13 protein-coding genes are annotated in these 18,534 nt (G+C 66.7%); 7 read left to right on the top strand and 6 right to left on the bottom strand.

Translation table 11 applies throughout. The features are described from left to right. The first annotated feature begins 93 nt into the window (after positions 1 to 93). Positions 94 to 1,638: a PAS domain-containing methyl-accepting chemotaxis protein gene (locus WI26_RS25670; RefSeq protein ID WP_059594196.1), complete on the top strand. Its 1,545-nt coding sequence runs from the start codon at positions 94 to 96 to the stop codon at positions 1,636 to 1,638. 76 nt (positions 1,639 to 1,714) lie between these two features. On the opposite strand, the gene WI26_RS25665 is transcribed toward WI26_RS25670, so the two are convergent. From WI26_RS25665 to WI26_RS25655, 3 genes are all read right to left on the bottom strand, one after another. After that, the gene (locus WI26_RS25665; RefSeq protein ID WP_236849335.1) at positions 1,715 to 2,914 is read right to left on the bottom strand and encodes a hypothetical protein; all 1,200 of its coding nucleotides are present in this window, start codon (positions 2,912 to 2,914) and stop codon (positions 1,715 to 1,717) included. A gap of 114 nt (positions 2,915 to 3,028) precedes the next feature. Continuing rightward, positions 3,029 to 4,498, bottom strand: a complete 1,470-nt coding sequence (gabD, locus tag WI26_RS25660; protein WP_069227611.1) for an NADP-dependent succinate-semialdehyde dehydrogenase — start codon at positions 4,496 to 4,498, stop codon at positions 3,029 to 3,031. A gap of 99 nt (positions 4,499 to 4,597) precedes the next feature. After that, entirely contained in the window at positions 4,598 to 5,887 is a 1,290-nt protein-coding gene (locus WI26_RS25655; RefSeq protein ID WP_059467215.1) for a 4-aminobutyrate--2-oxoglutarate transaminase, read from the bottom strand. A 120-nt stretch (positions 5,888 to 6,007) separates the two neighbouring features. On the opposite strand from WI26_RS25655, the gene WI26_RS25650 reads away from it, so the two are divergent. Then, positions 6,008 to 7,516: a PLP-dependent aminotransferase family protein gene (locus tag WI26_RS25650; protein WP_059508499.1), complete on the top strand. Its 1,509-nt coding sequence runs from the start codon at positions 6,008 to 6,010 to the stop codon at positions 7,514 to 7,516. 96 nt (positions 7,517 to 7,612) lie between these two features. Here the strand turns inward: WI26_RS25650 and WI26_RS25645 are convergent, their stop codons facing one another. Beyond that, positions 7,613 to 8,449: a DMT family transporter gene (locus WI26_RS25645; RefSeq protein ID WP_069227610.1), complete on the bottom strand. Its 837-nt coding sequence runs from the start codon at positions 8,447 to 8,449 to the stop codon at positions 7,613 to 7,615. Between the two features lie 114 nt (positions 8,450 to 8,563). Between WI26_RS25645 and selD the strand changes: the two genes are divergently transcribed. Both selD and WI26_RS25635 read left to right on the top strand, forming a co-directional pair. Next, entirely contained in the window at positions 8,564 to 9,628 is a 1,065-nt protein-coding gene (selD, locus tag WI26_RS25640; protein WP_063552689.1) for a selenide, water dikinase SelD, read from the top strand. 352 nt (positions 9,629 to 9,980) lie between these two features. Next, positions 9,981 to 11,060, top strand: coding sequence for a purine-nucleoside phosphorylase (locus tag WI26_RS25635; protein ID WP_069227609.1), 1,080 nt, complete (start codon positions 9,981 to 9,983; stop codon positions 11,058 to 11,060). A gap of 228 nt (positions 11,061 to 11,288) precedes the next feature. Here WI26_RS25635 and WI26_RS25630 read toward each other — a convergent pair whose 3' ends face one another. After that, on the bottom strand, positions 11,289 to 11,585 hold the full coding sequence (locus WI26_RS25630) for a DUF4148 domain-containing protein (protein WP_059467211.1): 297 nt from the start codon (positions 11,583 to 11,585) through the stop codon (positions 11,289 to 11,291). A 415-nt stretch (positions 11,586 to 12,000) separates the two neighbouring features. Continuing rightward, positions 12,001 to 13,005: a putative multidrug efflux transcriptional regulator CeoR gene (ceoR, locus tag WI26_RS25625; protein ID WP_059467210.1), complete on the bottom strand. Its 1,005-nt coding sequence runs from the start codon at positions 13,003 to 13,005 to the stop codon at positions 12,001 to 12,003. A 173-nt stretch (positions 13,006 to 13,178) separates the two neighbouring features. On the opposite strand from ceoR, the gene WI26_RS25620 reads away from it, so the two are divergent. The 3 genes from WI26_RS25620 to ceoB are packed head-to-tail and all read left to right on the top strand — an operon-like array spanning position 13,179 to position 18,534. Beyond that, positions 13,179 to 14,039: an alpha/beta hydrolase gene (locus WI26_RS25620; protein WP_059508501.1), complete on the top strand. Its 861-nt coding sequence runs from the start codon at positions 13,179 to 13,181 to the stop codon at positions 14,037 to 14,039. Positions 14,040 to 14,070: 31 nt separating this feature from the next. Then, positions 14,071 to 15,288: a multidrug efflux RND transporter periplasmic adaptor subunit CeoA gene (gene ceoA, locus WI26_RS25615; RefSeq protein WP_059467208.1), complete on the top strand. Its 1,218-nt coding sequence runs from the start codon at positions 14,071 to 14,073 to the stop codon at positions 15,286 to 15,288. A gap of 45 nt (positions 15,289 to 15,333) precedes the next feature. Next, a complete protein-coding gene (gene ceoB / locus WI26_RS25610) occupies positions 15,334 to 18,534 on the top strand; it encodes a multidrug efflux RND transporter permease subunit CeoB (RefSeq protein WP_069227608.1) in 3,201 nt (1,066 codons plus the stop codon).

Raw genomic sequence — 18,534 nt, 5'->3', positions numbered from 1 at the left:
GTCTGATCGAACGCATGCAGGGCGACCGCGATGCGTACGGTCTCGATCCAATTCACAAGCGGGCGCAAGATCCGCAACCGGGAACTCCATACCATGCGCAATAACCAGCCTGTCACGCAACGCGAATTCGAATTTCCCGATGACGCGACGCTGATGTCGACTACCGATGCTGACAGTTACATCAAATACGCGAATGCCGCGTTCATTCAGGTCAGCGGATTTTCCCCCGAAGAGATCGAAGGTCAGCCGCACAACGTCGTGCGGCACCCGGATATGCCGAAGGAGGCGTTCGCCGACATGTGGGCGACGCTGAAGAACGGCGAACCATGGACCGCGCTCGTGAAGAATCGCCGCAAGAACGGCGATCACTACTGGGTCCGTTCGAATACGGTGCCGGTGATGCGCAACGGGCAGCCGACCGGCTACATGTCGGTGCGCACGAAGGCGTCGCGCGACGAGATCGCGGCGGCCGACGCGCTGTATCGCGCGTTCCGCGAAGGCAAGGCCGGCCAGCGCCGATTCCACAAGGGGTTGATCGTCCGGACCGGGCTGCTGGGCGTCGCGTCGCTGTTCCAGACGATGTCGGTGCGCGCGCGGCTGCATTCGACGCTGTGCGTGCTGGCGCCGGCGGTTGTCGGCGCGGGCTGGGCATGCGGGCTGGCCGGCGGCGGGCTCGCCGCGTTTGCCGCCGCGACGGCCGGGGTGTCGATTGCCGCCGGCCTGTGGCTCGATGCGCAGATCGCTCGGCCGCTGATGCAGTTGCGCGACCAGGCATTGCGCGTCGCGACCGGCGAGAGCCGCACGGGCGTGGCGATGAACCGCGTCGACGAGATCGGCATGACGCTGCGCACGATCAACCAGCTCGGGCTGATGTTCCGCTGGCTCGTCGATGACGTCAGCGAGCAGGTGCACAACGTGCAGCGCGCGAGCAACGAGATCGCGCAAGGCAACAATGACCTGAGCGCACGGACCGAGCAGGCGTCGACCAGCGTGCAGCAGACGGCCGCGTCGATGGCCGAGATGACGGCGACCGTGTCGAGCAATGCGGAGACGGCGCTGCAGGCGAACCAGTTGTCGGTTTCCGCGAGCGAGGCAGCCGAGCGCGGCGGGCAGGCGGTGAGCGAGGTTGTCACGACGATGCATGACATCACGGAGAGTTCGCGCAAGATTTCCGACATCATCGGCGTGATCGACGGGATCGCGTTCCAGACCAACATCCTCGCGCTGAACGCGGCGGTCGAGGCGGCGCGCGCGGGTGACCAGGGGCGCGGTTTCGCGGTGGTCGCCGGCGAGGTGCGAGCGCTCGCGCAGCGCAGTGCGAACGCGGCAAAGGAAATCAAGACGCTGATCGGCGCGAGCGTCGAACGGGTCGAATCGGGCGCGCGGATTGTCGACGGCGCGGGCAAGACGATGGAGGACATCGTCACGCAAGTGAAGCGCGTGTCGGACCTGATCGCGGAGATCAGCTCGTCGACGGCCGAGCAGAGCACGGGCGTCGCGCAGGTGGACCAGGCGGTCGTGCATCTGGACAACATCACGCAGCAGAATGCGGCGCTGGTCGAGCAGAGCGCGGCGGCGTCGGAAAGCCTGAAGCAGCAGGCGACGCGGCTTGTCGATGCGGTGAACGTGTTTCGTTGAAGGCGGGGGAAGGGAGGTGACGCGGGCGCGGCGGAGAGGGGCACCGGCCCGCGCGTTACCGTTATGCGGGCGAAGCTCAGATCAGCACCGGTTGCAGCGGCGCACGGTGTTCGCGAACCTTGACGATCCGGTATTCGTTGCGAAGCCCGTCGTCGACGATGATCTGCGTTTGACGCAGATCGACGACCAGTACGTCGCCTTTGCCGAAGCGTTCGCCGGCATCGACCTTCGCGATGAACTGTTCGTCGTCCAGTGACGCAAAGAACGCGGATGTGCCGTCGTGCACGCGCCATTTGTTGCCGTCCTTGAACACCACGGATTCGAGCGTCAGCATCTTGCGCGCGATGGTGTCGGTGACCACTTCCCCGGGATCGTCGCTGCTCGAGAACGTAGGCACTTCATCGCGCTCGATCGAAAGTTCGACGGTGTCGTCGCGCATGATGCCAAAGCTGTCGATGCCTTCGCGTTCGAGCGGCGACAGCACTTTCTGCAGACTGACGCGAACGGCCCGGTTCCGATACAGCCGGACGATGGATTCATCGACGACGAAGCATTCCTGCTCCGACGTCCAGATCCTGACGTTCGTTCCATCGGGTTCGGTGCGATGCGGTTTGCGTCCGCGCAGCGTTCGAATGAGGCCGATCAGGCCACCGCCGCCGACGATCCCCAGCGCGGCGAGGATCGTCAGCGCGTTGCTGAACGCATTGGCGTTCGGCCCCGCGAACAGATCGCGGATCTGGCTCGCGAGCGACTGGACGAAGATCAGTTCGGCATGGAACGAGCCGGCCTTGAAGCTGCCCCTGACCTCGAGGCGAACTTCCGAGCGCTCGCCATTGAGTTCCTTGTTGGCGGACGAGAACAGATCGGCGATCGCGAGCAGCACCGGCGCGAGGTCACGCACGTCCATCCGGTGCTCGCCGAGCGCGGGCCCGTCGTAGACGACGTTGAACGGCTGGTGATTGGTCGTGCCGCCCGGCCTGCCCGCCAGCGGCGGCACCCGGCGATCGGAGGTTTTCACGATCATGCGTGGACTCCCTGCGTGCAAATTGCGATGCGGGGGCGGATGCGAGGAAGCCGCGCGGGGAAGAGGCGCGTGGCGAAGAAGCAGGTCGGGCGGACGGGAGACGTGTTCATGCGCGGGCAAACCGGATCGAGGTGGAACGCTCAATCTAGCGGTTGGCCGCGGAACGAGAAATGAGACTTGACCGAAATTGCCGAACGGGATGACGTTTGGCCGATGCGGCATCGACGTCGCGCTCGGCAGGCGCGTCGACATCGCGCGCGTAGAGGTGACGCGGGCGCGGCGGAGAGGGGCACCGGCCCGCGTCGGGACCGCCCGGTTCCGGCCGGGCGGTCAGGGCCTGTCACGGACGCGACAGGCCCCGAACCGTCAGACGGCGAGGCAGAGGTACTTGATCACGACGTAATCGTCGATGCCGTAGTGCGAGCCTTCGCGGCCGAGGCCGGACTGCTTGACGCCGCCGAACGGCGCGACTTCGTTCGAGATCAGGCCCGTGTTGACGCCGACCATCCCGTATTCGAGCGCCTCGGCGACCTTCCACACGCGGCCGATGTCGCGGCTGTAGAAATACGCGGCGAGGCCGAACTCGGTGTCGTTCGCGAGGCGGATCACCTCGTCGTCGCTGCCGAACTTGAACAACGGCGCGAGCGGCCCGAACGTCTCTTCCTTCGCGACCTTCATCGCCGGCGTGACGCCCGTCAGCACGGTCGGCTCGAAGAAGCCGTGGCCGAGCGCGTGGCGCTTGCCGCCCGTCACGACGGTCGCGCCCTTCGCGAGCGCGTCCTCGATGTGCGCCTCGACCTTCAGCACGGCCGCTTCGTTGATCAGCGGGCCTTGCGTGACGCCCGGCTCGGTGCCGCGGCCGACCTTCAGCTGGCCGACCGCCGCCGCGAGCTTCTGCGCGAACTGGTCGTACACGGCTTCATGCACGTAGAAGCGGTTCGTGCACACGCACGTCTGGCCGCTGTTGCGGTACTTCGACGCGATCGCGCCCTGCACGGCCGCATCGAGATCGGCATCGTCGAACACGATGAACGGGGCGTTGCCGCCGAGCTCCAGCGACACCTTCTTGACCGTCGCCGCGCATTGCGACATCAGCAGGCGGCCGACCGGCGTCGAGCCGGTGAACGACAGCTTGCGCACGATCGGGTTCGACGTCAGTTCGCCGCCGATCGCCTTCGGGTCGCCCGTGACGACGCTGAACACGCCGGCCGGCACGCCCGCGCGCTCGGCCAGCACGGCCATCGCGAGCGCCGAGAACGGCGTCGCTTCGGCCGGCTTCACGACGATCGGGCAGCCTGCCGCGAGCGCCGGGCCGACCTTGCGGGTAATCATCGCCGCCGGGAAGTTCCACGGCGTGATCGCCGCGCACACGCCGATCGCTTCCTTCGTCACGACGATGCGCTTGTCGCTCGCCGGCGTCGGGATCGTGTCGCCGTACACGCGCTTGCCTTCCTCCGCGAACCATTCGAGGAACGACGCCGCGTAGCCGATCTCGCCCTTCGCTTCGGCCAGCGACTTGCCCTGCTCGGTGGTCAGGATCAGCGCGAGATCGTCGGCGTTTTCCATCATCAGGCCGTGCCACTTGCGCAGGATTGCCGCGCGTTCCTTCGCGGTCTTCTTGCGCCACGCCGGCCATGCGGCGTTCGCGGCTTCGATCGCGTGACGCGTCTCGACCGCGCCCATCGCCGGCACGGTGCCGAGCAGGCCGCCGGTTGCCGGGTTGCGGACTTCGAACGATTCGCCGTTGGCCGCGCCTTGCCATTCGCCGTTGACGTACGCCTGCTGGCGGAACAGCGACGGGTCTTTCAGTGCCAGGGTTTCCTGAACAGTGCTCATATGCATCGCCTGCTTTGAAAAGGACGGTAAGGACGGGTGAAAACGGCCGCCGCCGTCTTTACGACGGCGGCGGCACATTCAGTTGAAGCGGACGGGAACTCAGGCCGGCACGCCGACCGTTTCCTTCAGCACTTCCTCGAGGATCACGAGCGCTTCGTCGAACACGGCCTGCGGGATCGTCAGCGGGAACAGGAAGCGCACGACGTTCGAGTACACGCCGCACACGAGCAGCAGCAGCCCGCGCTCGAGCGCACGCGCCTGCACGCGCTTCGTGAATTCCGCGTCCGGCTCGCCCGAACCCGGCTTCAGGAACTCGACCGCGATCATCGCGCCCGGGCCGCGCACGTCGGCGATCTGCGGCACGTCGGCCTGCAGCGAATTCAGCTTCGCCTTCAGCACGTCGCCGAGTTGCGTCGCGCGTTCGCACAGCTTTTCTTCGTCGATGATCTCGAGCACCGCGTGCGCCGACGCGACGGCCAGCGGGTTGCCCGCGTACGTGCCGCCGAGGCCGCCGGGGGCTGCCGCGTCCATCACGTCCGCACGGCCGACGACGCCCGACAGCGGCATGCCGCCCGCGAGGCTCTTCGCCATCGTGATCAGGTCGGCGAGCACATCGTAGTGCTGCATCGCGAACAGCTTGCCGGTACGCGCGAAGCCCGTCTGCACTTCGTCGGCGATCAGCAGGATGCCGTGCTCGTTACAGATCTTGCGCAGCGCGCGCACGAATTCGGCCGGCGCCGGATTGAAGCCGCCTTCGCCCTGGACCGGTTCGAAAATGATCGCCGCGACGCGCTTCGGATCGATGTCGGCCTTGAACAGCATTTCGATGGCCTTGATCGAGTCGGCCGTCGTCACGCCGTGCAGCGCGTTCGGGTACGGGGCGTGGAACACGTCGCCCGGGAACGGGCCGAAGTTCAGCTTGTACGGGGCGACCTTGCCGGTCAGCGCCATGCCCATCATCGTGCGGCCGTGGAAGCCGCCCGAGAACGCGATGACGCCCGGACGGCCGGTTGCCGCGCGTGCGATCTTGATCGCGTTTTCGACGGCTTCGGCGCCGGTCGTGAAGAACGCCGTCTTCTTCGGGAAGTCGCCCGGCGCGCGTTCGTTGATCTTTTCGGCCAGCTCGACGTACGACGCGTACGGGACGATCTGGTAAGCGGTGTGCGTGAAGCTGTTCAGCTGATCCGCGATCGCCTTGACGATCTTCGGGTGGCGGTGACCCGTGTTCAGCACCGCGATGCCGGCGGCGAAATCGATGAAGCGGCGGCCTTCGACATCCCACAGTTCCGCGTTCTCGGCGCGGGCTGCGTAGAAATCGCACATCACGCCGACGCCGCGCGGGGTGGCGGCGTTCTTGCGGGCCTGCAGGTCGGCATTCTTCACGGTCATCTCCTTGATGTTTTGTCCGGTGGGATAAAAATTGGCCGCGTTGGCAGCCCATGGAGGCGACTATAATCACATTTGGCTCTGGCAATCAGAGCCATTTCAATAAATATTCAGGAGCCAATCATGCGCGCAAGCGTGTTGTCGGACTGGCTGGCGCAACGCCTCGTGCGCGGCGGCGAACAGCCGATCTACCGGCAGCTGCACCGGCTGCTGCAGCAGGCGATCCTGTCGCGCGAGCTGCCGGCCGGCACGCGCGTGCCGTCGTCGCGGCTGCTCGCGGCCGAGCTCGGGATCGCCCGCAACACGGTCACGCAGGTTTACGAACAGCTTGCGCTCGAAGGCTACGTGAACTCGGCGACGGGGCGCGGCACGTTCGTCGCCGACAGCGCGCCGGACGAGATCGTCGGCGCGCCGGCCGACGCGGGCGCCGGGCCGGCGGTGGTGCCTTCTTCCGCGCGGCGGCTGTCCGCGCGCGGCACGCGGCTCGTCGAGGGGGCGGGCGTGTCGAAGCGGCAGGGCGGCGCGTTCATGCCGGGCGTGCCCGATGTATCGCGCTTTCCGGCGCGCGTGTGGACGCGGCTGCACAACAAGTATTGGCGGCGCCTGCGCCCGGACCTGCTGACCTACGCGCCGGGCGGCGGGCTCGCGTTGTTGCGCGAGGCGCTGGCCGACTATCTGCGCACGTCGCGCTCGGTGCGCTGCACGCCCGAGCAGATCGTCATCACGACGGGGATCCACCAGTCGATCGACCTTGCGGTGCGGCTGCTGACCGATCCGGGCGACGTGATCTGGACCGAGGATCCGTGCTACTGGGGCGTGCGCAGCGTGCTGAACGTGTCGGGGCTGACCACGCGGCCGATTCCGGTAGACGACGAAGGGATCGCGCCGTCGGCCGCCGATCTCGCCGAGCCGCCGAAGCTGATGCTCGTCACGCCGTCGCACCAGTATCCGCTCGGGATGGTGATGAGCCTCGCGCGGCGCCGGATGCTGCTCGAATACGCACGCCAGCACGGCTGCTGGATCATCGAGGACGACTACGACAGCGAATTCCGCTACGGCAGCCGGCCGCTCGCGTCGCTGCAGGGGCTCGATACGGCCGGGCAGGTGATCTACGTCGGCAGCTTCGGCAAGACGCTGTTTCCGGGGCTGCGGGTCGGATATCTCGTCGCGCCGGAGCCGCTCGCGGAGAGCTTCGCGACCGCGAGCGCCGAGCTGTATCGCGAAGGTCAGCTGCTGCAGCAGGCGGTGCTTGCGGAATTCATCGCGGAAGGGCACTTCGTGTCGCACATCCGCAAGATGCGCACGCTGTACGGGCAGCGCCGCGAGGTGCTGCTCGATGCGGTCGCACGCCGCTATGGCGACACGCTGCAGGCGCTCGGCAGCGACGCCGGGCTGCATCTCGTCACGCGGCTGCCGGACGGTGTCGACGATCGCGCGGTCGCGCAGGCCGCGCTCGAACGCAACATCGTCGTGCGGCCGTTGTCCGGCTATTACGCGCAGCGCGAACGTGCGGAGTCGGGCTTGCTGCTCGGTTACGCGTGCGTGCCGGAGGACGAGATCGCGACGGCGTTCGCGACGTTGGCCGAGGCGATCGACGAGCGGGCGTTCGACCAGGTGGCCGCGACGGTCTGAAGCGAGCCGGACGGGGGCATGCGCGCGCTGCGAGGTGGGGCGCCGGTAGTGGACCTGACGATCGCTTCCGCGGCGGGAATCGATCGTTGGCGTGCGCTACAGCCGAATCAACGCCGCGCCCGCGACCACCAGCACGCACGCGGCGAGCCGCTGCGCGCCGGGCCGCTCGCGCATCACGAACCAGCCGATCGCGACCGCGAAGATCGAGCTCGTCTCGCGCAGTGCCGACACCGTCGCGACCGGCAGGTGCCGGTATGCGAGGATCACGATCCCGTATGCGGCAAGCGAGATCGTGCCGGCGATCGCGCCGTGCGTGAGCGCGGTGCGCGACGCGAGCACCGCGCGCGGGCCGCCGCGCAGCACGCAGACGAGCACGAGCTGCGGCACGCTCCACAGCAGATACACCCACGCGATGTAGCCGAGCGCGCTGCCGGACACGCGCGAGCCGATCCCGTCGCAGATCGAATACGCGGCGATGAACACCCCCGTGAGCAGCGCGTACGGCACGCCTTCGCCGGAGAACCGGAAGCCGCGCCGCAGCGCGAGCGACATGATCCCGAACGACACGAGCGCGATGCCCGCGAAGCCGACCGGCGTCGGCCGCTCGTGCAGCAGCGCGAGCGCCAGCATCGACACGAGCAGTGGCGAGATCCCGCGCGCGATCGGATAGATCTGCCCGAACTCGCCGTTGCGGTACGCGCGCGCCAGCGTGAAGCAGTACGCAACCTCGAGCACCGCCGACGCCGCGACATACGGCCAGGCGGCGGGCGCCGGCGCGGGCAGCAGCACGGCGCCGGCGATGCCGAACGCGAGATACGGCAGCGACATCGTGCCGATCTGGACGAGCCGGTCTTCGCTGACATGGAGGAAGGCATTCCAGATCGCGTGCAGCAACGCGGAGCACAGCACGAGGCCGATGAACAGGTGATCCATGAACGAAGGGACGGACGGGCAGGGGAGCGGCAAGCGCCGTCAATTATGTGGGTATCCGGCGCGCTCGCGCGGAATTGTCGATAATGGAGCGTTGTTATTCACCGGATGCCGACGATGACCGAAGCCACCCTCACCCCGCCCGCCGTTCCGCGCCTCACGAGCCTGTCGCACGGGGGCGGCTGCGGCTGCAAGATCGCGCCGGGCGTGCTGTCCGAGCTGCTGAAGCGCGCGACGCCGCCGGCGCTGTTTCCGGACCTGCTGGTCGGCACCGAGACCTCCGACGACGCGGCCGTCTATCGATTGAACGACGAGCAGGCGATCGTCGCGACCACCGACTTCTTCATGCCGATCGTCGACGATCCGTTCGACTTCGGCCGCATCGCGGCAACCAACGCGCTGTCCGACGTCTACGCGATGGGCGGCAAGCCGATTCTCGCGCTCGCGCTGGTCGGGATGCCGATCAACGTGCTGCCGCACGAGACGATCGCGGCCGTGCTGCGCGGCGGCGAATCGGTGTGCGCGGATGCCGGCATTCCGGTCGCGGGCGGCCACTCGATCGATTCGGTCGAGCCGATCTACGGGCTCGCGGCGATCGGTGTCGTGCATCCGTCGCGCGTGAAGCGCAACGCGGCCGCGCGCGCGGGCGACGTGCTCGTGCTCGGCAAGCCGCTCGGCGTCGGCGTGCTGTCGGCCGCACTGAAGAAGAACCAGCTCGACGACGCGGGCTACGCACAGATGGTTGCGACGACCACCAAGCTGAACCGGCCGGGCGCCGAACTCGCCGCGCTGCCGGGCGTGCATGCGCTGACCGACGTCACGGGCTTCGGGCTGCTCGGCCACACGCTCGAACTGGCGCGCGGCGCGAATCTCACCGCGCGCGTGCATTACGCGTCGCTGCCGTGGCTGGCGGGCGTCGAGGCGTTCGTCGCCGACGGCGTGTTCACCGGCGCATCGGGCCGCAACTGGGCCGCGTATGGTGCCGACGTGCGGCTCGCCGACGGGCTGCCGCCGGTCGCGCAGGCGCTGCTGACCGATCCGCAGACATCCGGCGGCCTGCTGGTCGCATGTGCGCCGGACGCAGTCGACGACGTGCTCGCGTGCTTCCGCGCCGACGGTTTCGACCGTGCGGCCGTGATCGGCGAGATGGTGGACGGGCCCGCGCGCGTGGACGTCGCCTGACGCGTTTTTTTCATGCCGGATCGCTGCTAACGATGCCTTCTCTCGAAGGCATCGACGATGGATGAACGATTTTCTGTTCGGGCAGTGGGGCGAGGACCATGCGAGGCTCGTCGCCGTTTGCGTGCCGTAATGTGCATCGGCGTTGGTCGGGGCTCCGATAAATCGATAGTATTCCTGACGTCATTGCGCGACGCGAATGTGGATTCCGTCGAGCGCTTCGCGCGTATCCGGGCGCCGCGAATACTTCCGCCCGTTTCGTAGTCGGGTTCCGCATCGCGCACGTGCGTTCTATACTCCTCGCGCAGTCTCCGAGAGCCGTTCTCACCCAACATCACCGAAACAAGGAACGCCGATGCTGACTCGCTCCATCCTTTCCGCAGCTGCATTCTCGCTTGCCGCCTGTGCGACCGCACCGTCGATCGCGCAGGACAACCAGGGCAACAACGCGGGCAATACGGCATTCGCCGAGACCGGTGCACAGGGCCGCCCGGTCAAGGTCATGATCATCACGATGTTCGGGCCGGAGGGCCAGGCATGGCTCGACCGGATCGGCCCGTGGCGCGACATCGCCGTGCCGGGCCTGTCGCCCGACTACCCGAACGTTCACTGCAACAAGCAGGACGTGTGCGTGGTGACGACCGGCATGGGCTACGCGAACGCGTCGGCGACGATCATGGCGCTCACGTTCTCGCAGCGTTTCGACCTGCGTCGAACATACTTCCTGATCTCGGGCATTGCGGGCGTCGACCCCGCGCAAGGCACGGTCGGTTCGGCCGCGTGGTCGAAGTACCTGGTCGACTTCAGCCTGCAGTGGGAACTCGATGCGCGCGAGATTCCCGCCGGCTGGAACACCGGCTATCTCGGCATCAATACGAAGAGCCCGAACGACAAGCCGCCGCTCGACTATCGCACCGAAGTGTTCCAGCTCAACCCGCAGCTGACGGACGCCGCCTATGCGTTGTCGCGCAACGTCGTGCTTGCCGACAGCGTGCAGGCGCAGGCCGCGCGCGCGAAGTTCACCTACGCGCCCGCGAACCGGCCGCCGACGGTGATCCAGTGCGACACGTCATCGGGCAACACGTGGTTCTCCGGCACGCTGATCGGCGAGCGCGCGCGTCAGTGGACGAAGATCCTGACCGACGGCAAGGGCACGTATTGCATGACCGCGCAGGAAGACAACGCGACATATGAAGCGCTCAAGCGTGCGGCGAGCGTGAAGCGGGTCGACCTGTCGCGCGTCGCGGTGCTGCGCACGGGGTCCGACTTCGACCGGCCGTATGCGGGGCAGACGAGCGCCGACAACCTGCTGAACTACGCGGACCAGGGCGGCTTCGCACCGGCGACCGAAAACCTGTATCGAGCCGGCAACCCGCTCGTGCAGGACATCGTCACGCACTGGGGCGAATGGCGCGACGGGGTGCCGCGCCGCTGACGGCCGGCCGCTGTCGACGAGACGTCGACGCGAACGTCAATGCGATTGCGGCGCGGAACGGAACGGCGTCCACACCGGCGTGGTGTCGTCCCAGTGATCGAGCGGCGAAGGAAGTTGGTCGTTCATCACAGACTCCTGCAACTAACTGACTAATCGAGTGTTCGACGGCGGTATCGCGACGCCGCGCGGTGGATCATCCTCTGCGCGGCGTTGCACGTTTACCGACGGTTATCGGCCACCGCCTGCGAGCTGGTTGCTTTCGGGCATCGAGCGATACGGGCCTTGCGCGAGTTCGAGTCCTTGCGGATACGAAGTCGCCTTGCGCAGGTACGCGAGCGTGCCGTCGCGGCGTGCCTGCTCGACTTCGGCGCTGACTTCGGCGCGCGTGCGCGGGCCGTTGTTGTGCTGCGTGTACCACGACGTGTTGCCGTAATCGCCGGCGTGCGGGGTGTTCGTATCGGCGAAGGCCGGTGCGGACACGGCGAGGGCAAGGGCAACGGCGGAGAGAAGATGGCGGCGGTTCATGACGTAACTCCTGTGTTGGTCGGAGTTGGCGCGCGAGCGCTCGCTCCGGTCCCGTCAAACGGGCTGTTCGATGCGCAACGAGGTGCGCGACAGGGTTTACTCTAGGTATCTGTTCGGACGCGATAAATGCGGCAGACGCGAATTGATTTGTCGTGATCGAGGAACAATCGCGATCCGCAACGTCGTCAGCGTGATGTCGAAATCGCTCGCAGCCGCCTGCAGCGGGCTTCGCGTGGTGTGCAGCCGCTCGCGCGACGACGTGCGCGGACGATTGCCACGCGCGGCGCAAAGGTGTGGTGCGGATTCGGAAAAGGCGATGTGCGCGGCAAGGAAGGTGACACGAAGGTGACACCGAAGCGGCACAAAGGCGGGACGGCGCGCGGGCCGGGCAGCCCGCGCGCCGCGATTCAGACGATTACGCGACCCACTCGTTGATGACCGGCGTGTCGAGCGCGGGTGCACGCTCGGCTTCCTCGAACGTGCGCTTGCTGCACGTCGCGTCGAGGCTGCCCTTGCCGCTCAGCAGCGGGCAGCGGTCGAACACCTCGGCGATCCAGTCGACGAACACGCGCACCTTCGGCGACAGGTGCCGGCTGTGCGGATAGACGACCGAGATCGGCATCGGCAGCGGTTTCAGGCCGGGCAGCACTTCCTTGAGCCGGCCGTCGCGCAGGTGCGGCAGCACCATGAACAGCGGCGGCTGGATCAGGCCGAAGCCTTCGAGCCCGCAGGTCACGTATGCGTCGGCGTCGTTGACCGACACGATCGCGTTCATCTTCACCTCGACTTCCTTGCCGTCCGTGAGGAAGGTCCAGTCGATCGTGCGGCCCGTGCGGCTCGAGAAGTAGTTGACGGCCTTGTGGTCGCTCAGGTCCTCGATCGTGTGCGGCTCGCCGTGCTTCTCGAGATACGCGGGCGACGCGACCGACACGCATTCGAACAGGCCGACGCGGCGCGCGACCAGCGACGAGTCCTGCAGCGCACCGACGCGGATCACGCAGTCGACGCCCTCCTGCAGCAGGTCGACCGGTCGGTCGGACAGGCCGAGTTGCAGGTCGATGTCCGGATAGCGCGTGTGGAATTCGCACAGCGACGGGATCACGAGCAGCCGCCCGATCGAGCCCGGCATGTCGATACGCAACTTTCCGTGCGGCTTCCGGTTGTTGTTCTGGAAGCTCGCTTCGGTTTCCTCGACATCGGCGAGGATCCGCACGCAGCGTTCGTAGTACGCAGCGCCGTCAGGCGTCAGCGACAGCCGGCGCGTGGTCCGGTGCATCAGGCGCACGCCGAGGAATGCTTCGAGATTCTGGATGATCGTCGTGACGGACGCCCGCGGCAAGCTGAGCGTTTCTGCTGCCTTGGTGAAGCTGCTTGTATCGACGACGCGAGTAAACACCTGCATGGCCTGAAGCCGGTCCATCACAACCTCCGCAATCTAATGAGCCCGCGAACAAAGAGGCTGCGCTACCTGGTGGGCAAGCGCAGCCTGGGATTGTTCGGGGGCGTTGAATTGTGTTGCCGGATTATAGGCATTTATCCGGATGTCTGCCGGACCCAGAATTCGTTCCATCTCGAAATGGATGCTGCATCGTCATGGACGCTTCTGAATTCAGCAAATTCCTGAAAGCCGCATTGCCCGCCGAAGCCAGAGCCGGCGCGGCGCTGACGGTCGCGGAGGTGGAAATCCCAGGCTACGCGCAGGACATTGCGTTGCGCGTCTATCGCCGCGCCGACAAGACCGGATTGCCGGTAGTGCTTTATTTCCACGGCGGCGGTTTCGTGCGCGGCACGCTCGATGACGCCGACTTCGCCGCGCGCTTTTTAGCAGAACGCTTACCAGCTCTCGTAGTGTCGGTCGATTATTCGCTTGCGCCGGCATTTCCTTTTCCGGCCGCGCCGGAGGATGCGTATCGCGCCGCCGTATGGGCCGCGACGCGCGCCCGCGCGTTCGGAGGCAATCCGAAGAAGATCGGCGTCGCGGGGCACGATGCAGGCGGCCAGCTCGCGAACTGTCTCGCGTTCATCGCGCGCGATCGCGGTGAAGTGTCGATCGCCGCGCAGGCGCTGTTCGGGCCGATGCTCGACCCGAGCATGACGCGTATCGGCGACGCCGAACGCCTTTCATCGGACATCACCGCGCGCGAATGCGCGGCCTGTTATCGCGCCTATCTGCCGCAGGCGGCGCAGCGCATGCATCCGTACGCGGCACCGCTCGAATCGGTGCGCCTCGCGGGCCTGCCGCCGACGCTCGTCGTCACCGCGCAGAACGACGTGCTGCACGTCGAAGCGGAGAAATATGCGGGCTGCCTGATTTCATCGGGCGTGCTCACGCAGGTGATCCGCTACCCGGACGTGACGCATGCGGCGCTCGCGACGCACGAAGCCGCGCTCGAGGAAGCCGTGCGCTTCTTCCAGTGCCGCTTCCAGGCGCGCCAGCCGAACCGTACCGAATAACCAGACCAATCCACGCTTATTGGAGATCCACATGGCCATCCTACGCACCTCCCGTTCCCGAATCGCGACGGCGGCGATCGTGACGCTCGCCGTCGTCGGCATCGGCACGTTCGGCGCGATGCGCGTGAACGCGAACGCGCCCGAGAAGGCGGCGCCGCCGCTGCCGGAAGTCGACGTCGCGACCGTCGTGCCGCAGACCGTTACCGACTGGCAAAGCTATTCGGGCCGCCTCGAAGCGGTCGAGAAAGTCGACGTGCGCCCGCAGGTGTCCGGCACGATCGTCGCCGTGAACTTCAAGGACGGCGCGCTCGTGAAGAAGGGCGACGTGCTGTTCGTGATCGACCCGCGCCCGTACCAGGCGGAAGTCGATCGTGCGGCCGCGCAGCTCGCCGCCGCGCAGGCCCGCAACGGCTACGCGCAGAGCGACTGGCAGCGCGCGCAGCGGCTGATCGGCGACAACGCGATCGCGAAGCGCGACTACGACGAGAAGCAGAACGCCGCGCGCGAGGCCAGTGCGAACCTGAAGGCCGCCGAAGCCGCGCTGGAGACGGCGCGCATCAATCTCGGCTACACGCGTATCACCGCACCTGTGTCGGGCCGCGTGTCGCGGGCGGAAATCACGCTCGGCAACGTCGTGTCTGCCGGTGCATCGGCCGCGCCGCTGACGACGCTGGTGTCGGTGTCGCCGATCTACGCATCGTTCGACGCGGACGAGCAGACCTACCTGCAATACATCAACGGCGCGCGCAACGGCCGCAAGGTGCCGGTCGAGCTCGGCCTCGCGAATGAAACCGGCTATTCGCGCAGCGGCGAGATCGACTCGGTGGACAACCGGCTCGACACGTCGTCCGGCACGATCCGCGTGCGCGCGCGTTTCGACAACGCGGACGGCACGCTCGTCCCGGGCCTCTACGCACGCGTGAAGGTGGGCGGCAGCGCGCCGCACCAGGCACTGCTCGTCGACGACGCGGCAATCAACACCGACCAGGACAAGAAGTTCGTGTTCGTCGTCGACCAGCAGGGCCGCGTGTCGTATCGCGAAGTGCAGCAGGGCATGCAGCACGGCAATCGGCGCGTGATCGTGAGCGGCTTGTCCGCCGGCGATCGCGTGATCGTGAACGGCACGCAGCGCGTGCGGCCGGGCGAGCAGGTGAAGCCGCACATGGTCCCGATGACGGGCGGCGACGAGCCGTCCGCGCCGCTCGCGGACAACGCGAAGCCGGCCGCACCGGCGAAGGCGGAATCGTAAGCGGCCCGCCGCTTCGTTTCCGCGTTCAACCAGACAGAGCCAGACATGAACATTTCCAAATTCTTTATCGACCGGCCGATCTTTGCAGGAGTCCTATCGGTGATCATCCTGCTCGGCGGGGTGATCGCGATGTTCCTGCTGCCGATTTCGGAGTATCCGGAAGTCGTGCCGCCTTCCGTGATCGTGAAGGCGCAGTATCCCGGCGCCAACCCGAAAGTGATCGCCGAGACGGTCGCGTCGCCGCTCGAGGAGCAGATCAACGGCGTCGAGGACATGCTCTACATGCAGTCGCAGGCGAACAGCGACGGCAACATGACGATCACCGTCACGTTCAAGCTGGGCACCGATCCGGACAAGGCCACGCAGCTCGTGCAGAACCGCGTGAACCAGGCGCTGCCGCGCCTGCCGGAAGACGTGCAGCGGCTCGGCATCACCACGGTGAAGAGCTCGCCGACGCTGACGATGGTCGTCCACCTGATCTCGCCGGACAACCGCTACGACATGACCTACCTGCGCAACTACGCGCTGATCAACGTGAAGGATCGCCTGTCGCGGATCCAGGGCGTCGGCCAGGTGCAGTTGTGGGGTTCGGGCGACTATGCGATGCGCGTGTGGCTCGATCCGCAGAAGGTCGCGCAGCGCGGGCTGTCGGCCGAGGACGTCGTGCAGGCGATCCGCGAGCAGAACGTGCAGGTCGCGGCGGGCGTGATCGGCGCATCGCCTTCGCTGCCGGGCACGCCGCTGCAGTTGTCGGTGAACGCGCGCGGCCGTCTGCAGACGGAAGACGAGTTCGGCGACATCGTCGTGAAGACGACGCCGGACGGCGGCGTCACGCACCTGCGTGACATCGCGCGCATCGAGCTCGATGCATCCGAATACGGGCTGCGCTCGCTGCTCGACAACAAGCCGGCCGTCGCGATGGCGATCAACCAGTCGCCGGGCGCGAACTCGCTGCAGATCTCCGACGAAGTGCGCAAGACGATGGCCGAGCTGAAGCAGGACATGCCGGCCGGCGTCGACTACAAGATCGTCTATGACCCGACGCAGTTCGTGCGCTCGTCGATCAAGGCCGTGGTGCACACGCTGCTCGAGGCGATCGCACTGGTCGTGATCGTCGTGATCGTGTTCCTGCAGACCTGGCGCGCATCGCTGATTCCGCTGATCGCGGTGCCGGTGTCGATCATCGGCACGTTCTCGCTGTTGCTCGGTTTCGGCTATTCGATCAATGCGTTGTCGCTGTTCGGGATGGTGCTCGCGATCGGTATCGTGGTCGACGATGCGATCGTGGTCGTCGAGAACGTCGAGCGCAACATCGAAAGCGGGATGAATGCACGGCAGGCGACCTACAAGGCGATGCAGGAAGTGAGCGGGCCGATCATCGCGATCGCGCTGACGCTCGTCGCCGTGTTCGTGCCGCTCGCGTTCATGTCGGGCCTGACCGGCCAGTTCTACAAGCAGTTCGCGATGACGATCGCGATCTCGACGGTGATTTCGGCGTTCAACTCGTTGACGCTGTCGCCGGCGCTGTCCGCGATCCTGCTGAAGGGTCATGGCGACAAGGAAGACTGGCTCACGCGCGTGATGAATCGCGTGCTCGGCGGCTTCTTCAAGGGCTTCAACAAGGTGTTCCATCGCGGCGCGGAGAACTACGGCCGCGGCGTGCGCGGCGTGCTGTCGCGCAAGACGCTGATGCTCGGCGTGTACCTCGTGCTGGTGGGTGCGACCGTGCTCGTGTCGAAGGTCGTGCCGGGCGGCTTCGTGCCCGCGCAGGACAAGGAATACCTGATCGCGTTCGCACAGCTGCCGAACGGCGCGTCGCTCGACCGCACCGAGAAGGTGATCCGTGACATGGGCTCGATCGCGCTGAAGCAGCCGGGCGTCGAGAGCGCGGTCGCGTTCCCGGGGCTGTCGGTGAACGGCTTCACCAACAGCTCGAGCGCGGGCATCGTGTTCGTGACCCTCAAGCCGTTTTCGGAACGGCACGGCAAGGCGCTGTCGGCCGGTGCGATCGCCGGCGCGCTGAACCAGCAGTACGGGGCGATCAAGGACTCGTTCGTCGCGGTGTTCCCGCCGCCGCCGGTACTCGGCCTCGGCACGCTCGGCGGGTTCAAGATGCAGATCGAGGATCGCGGCGCGGTCGGTTACGCGAAACTGTCGGACGCGACCAACGACTTCATCAAGCGCGCACAGCAGGCGCCGGAGCTCGGCCCGTTGTTCACGAGCTACCAGATCAACGTGCCGCAGCTCAACGTCGATCTCGACCGCGTGAAGGCGAAGCAGCTCGGCGTGCCCGTCACCGACGTGTTCAACACGATGCAGGTGTATCTCGGCTCGTTGTACGTGAACGACTTCAACCGCTTCGGGCGCGTGTACCAGGTGCGCGTGCAGGCCGATGCGCCGTTCCGTCAGCGCGCGGACGACATCCTGCAGCTGAAGACGCGCAACGACCGTGGCGAGATGGTGCCACTGTCGTCGCTCGTCACGGTGACGCCGACATTCGGTCCGGAAATGGTCGTGCGCTACAACGGCTACACGGCAGCCGACATCAACGGCGGCCCGGCGCCGGGTTTCTCGTCGGGGCAGGCGCAGGCCGCGATCGAGCGCATCGCGCATGAAACGCTGCCGCGTGGCGTGCGGTTCGAATGGACCGACCTCACGTACCAGCAGATCCTCGCGGGTGACTCGGCGATGTGGGTGTTCCCGATCAGCGTGCTACTCGTGTTCCTCGTGCTCGCCGCGTTGTATGAAAGCCTGACGCTGCCGCTCGCGGTGATCCTGATCGTGCCGATGAGCATTCTGTCGGCGCTGACGGGTGTGTGGCTCACGCAGGGCGACAACAACATCTTCACGCAGATCGGCCTGATGGTGCTGGTGGGGCTGTCGGCGAAGAACGCGATCCTGATCGTCGAATTCGCACGCGAACTGGAGCATGACGGCAGGACGCCGCTCGAGGCCGCGATCGAGGCGAGCCGGATGCGGCTGCGCCCGATCCTGATGACGTCGATCGCGTTCATCATGGGCGTCGTGCCGCTCGTCACGTCGACGGGCGCGGGCTCCGAGATGCGACATGCGATGGGCGTCGCGGTGTTCTTCGGGATGCTCGGCGTGACGCTGTTCGGGCTGATGCTGACGCCGGTGTTCTACGTCGTGCTGCGCACGCTCGCAGGCGGCAAGATCCACGTCGCAGGCAAGGACTCCGCCGGTTATGGCGTGCCTGCACCGGGCGTGCCGGCTTCGGATGCTTGA

Origin of the sequence: Burkholderia diffusa (assembly GCF_001718315.1) — a bacterium.
GTDB lineage: Bacteria > Pseudomonadota > Gammaproteobacteria > Burkholderiales > Burkholderiaceae > Burkholderia > Burkholderia diffusa_B.
This window is presented reverse-complemented; position numbering and strand designations above follow the sequence as displayed.

What these genes read in the sequence shown, in the direction of transcription:
- WI26_RS25650 (WP_059508499.1), top strand. Translation starts at nt 6,008, where the DNA reads ATGCGCGCAAGCGTGTTGTCGGACTGGCTGGCGCAACGCCTCGTGCGC.
- WI26_RS25670 (WP_059594196.1), top strand. Translation starts at nt 94, where the DNA reads ATGCGCAATAACCAGCCTGTCACGCAACGCGAATTCGAATTTCCCGAT.
- gabD (WP_069227611.1), bottom strand. Translation starts at nt 4,498, where the DNA reads ATGAGCACTGTTCAGGAAACCCTGGCACTGAAAGACCCGTCGCTGTTC.
- ceoB (WP_069227608.1), top strand. Translation starts at nt 15,334, where the DNA reads ATGAACATTTCCAAATTCTTTATCGACCGGCCGATCTTTGCAGGAGTC.
- ceoR (WP_059467210.1), bottom strand. Translation starts at nt 13,005, where the DNA reads ATGGACCGGCTTCAGGCCATGCAGGTGTTTACTCGCGTCGTCGATACA.
- ceoA (WP_059467208.1), top strand. Translation starts at nt 14,071, where the DNA reads ATGGCCATCCTACGCACCTCCCGTTCCCGAATCGCGACGGCGGCGATC.
- WI26_RS25630 (WP_059467211.1), bottom strand. Translation starts at nt 11,585, where the DNA reads ATGAACCGCCGCCATCTTCTCTCCGCCGTTGCCCTTGCCCTCGCCGTG.
- selD (WP_063552689.1), top strand. Translation starts at nt 8,564, where the DNA reads ATGACCGAAGCCACCCTCACCCCGCCCGCCGTTCCGCGCCTCACGAGC.
- WI26_RS25620 (WP_059508501.1), top strand. Translation starts at nt 13,179, where the DNA reads ATGGACGCTTCTGAATTCAGCAAATTCCTGAAAGCCGCATTGCCCGCC.
- WI26_RS25655 (WP_059467215.1), bottom strand. Translation starts at nt 5,887, where the DNA reads ATGACCGTGAAGAATGCCGACCTGCAGGCCCGCAAGAACGCCGCCACC.
- WI26_RS25665 (WP_236849335.1), bottom strand. Translation starts at nt 2,914, where the DNA reads ATGTCGACGCGCCTGCCGAGCGCGACGTCGATGCCGCATCGGCCAAAC.
- WI26_RS25635 (WP_069227609.1), top strand. Translation starts at nt 9,981, where the DNA reads ATGCTGACTCGCTCCATCCTTTCCGCAGCTGCATTCTCGCTTGCCGCC.
- WI26_RS25645 (WP_069227610.1), bottom strand. Translation starts at nt 8,449, where the DNA reads ATGGATCACCTGTTCATCGGCCTCGTGCTGTGCTCCGCGTTGCTGCAC.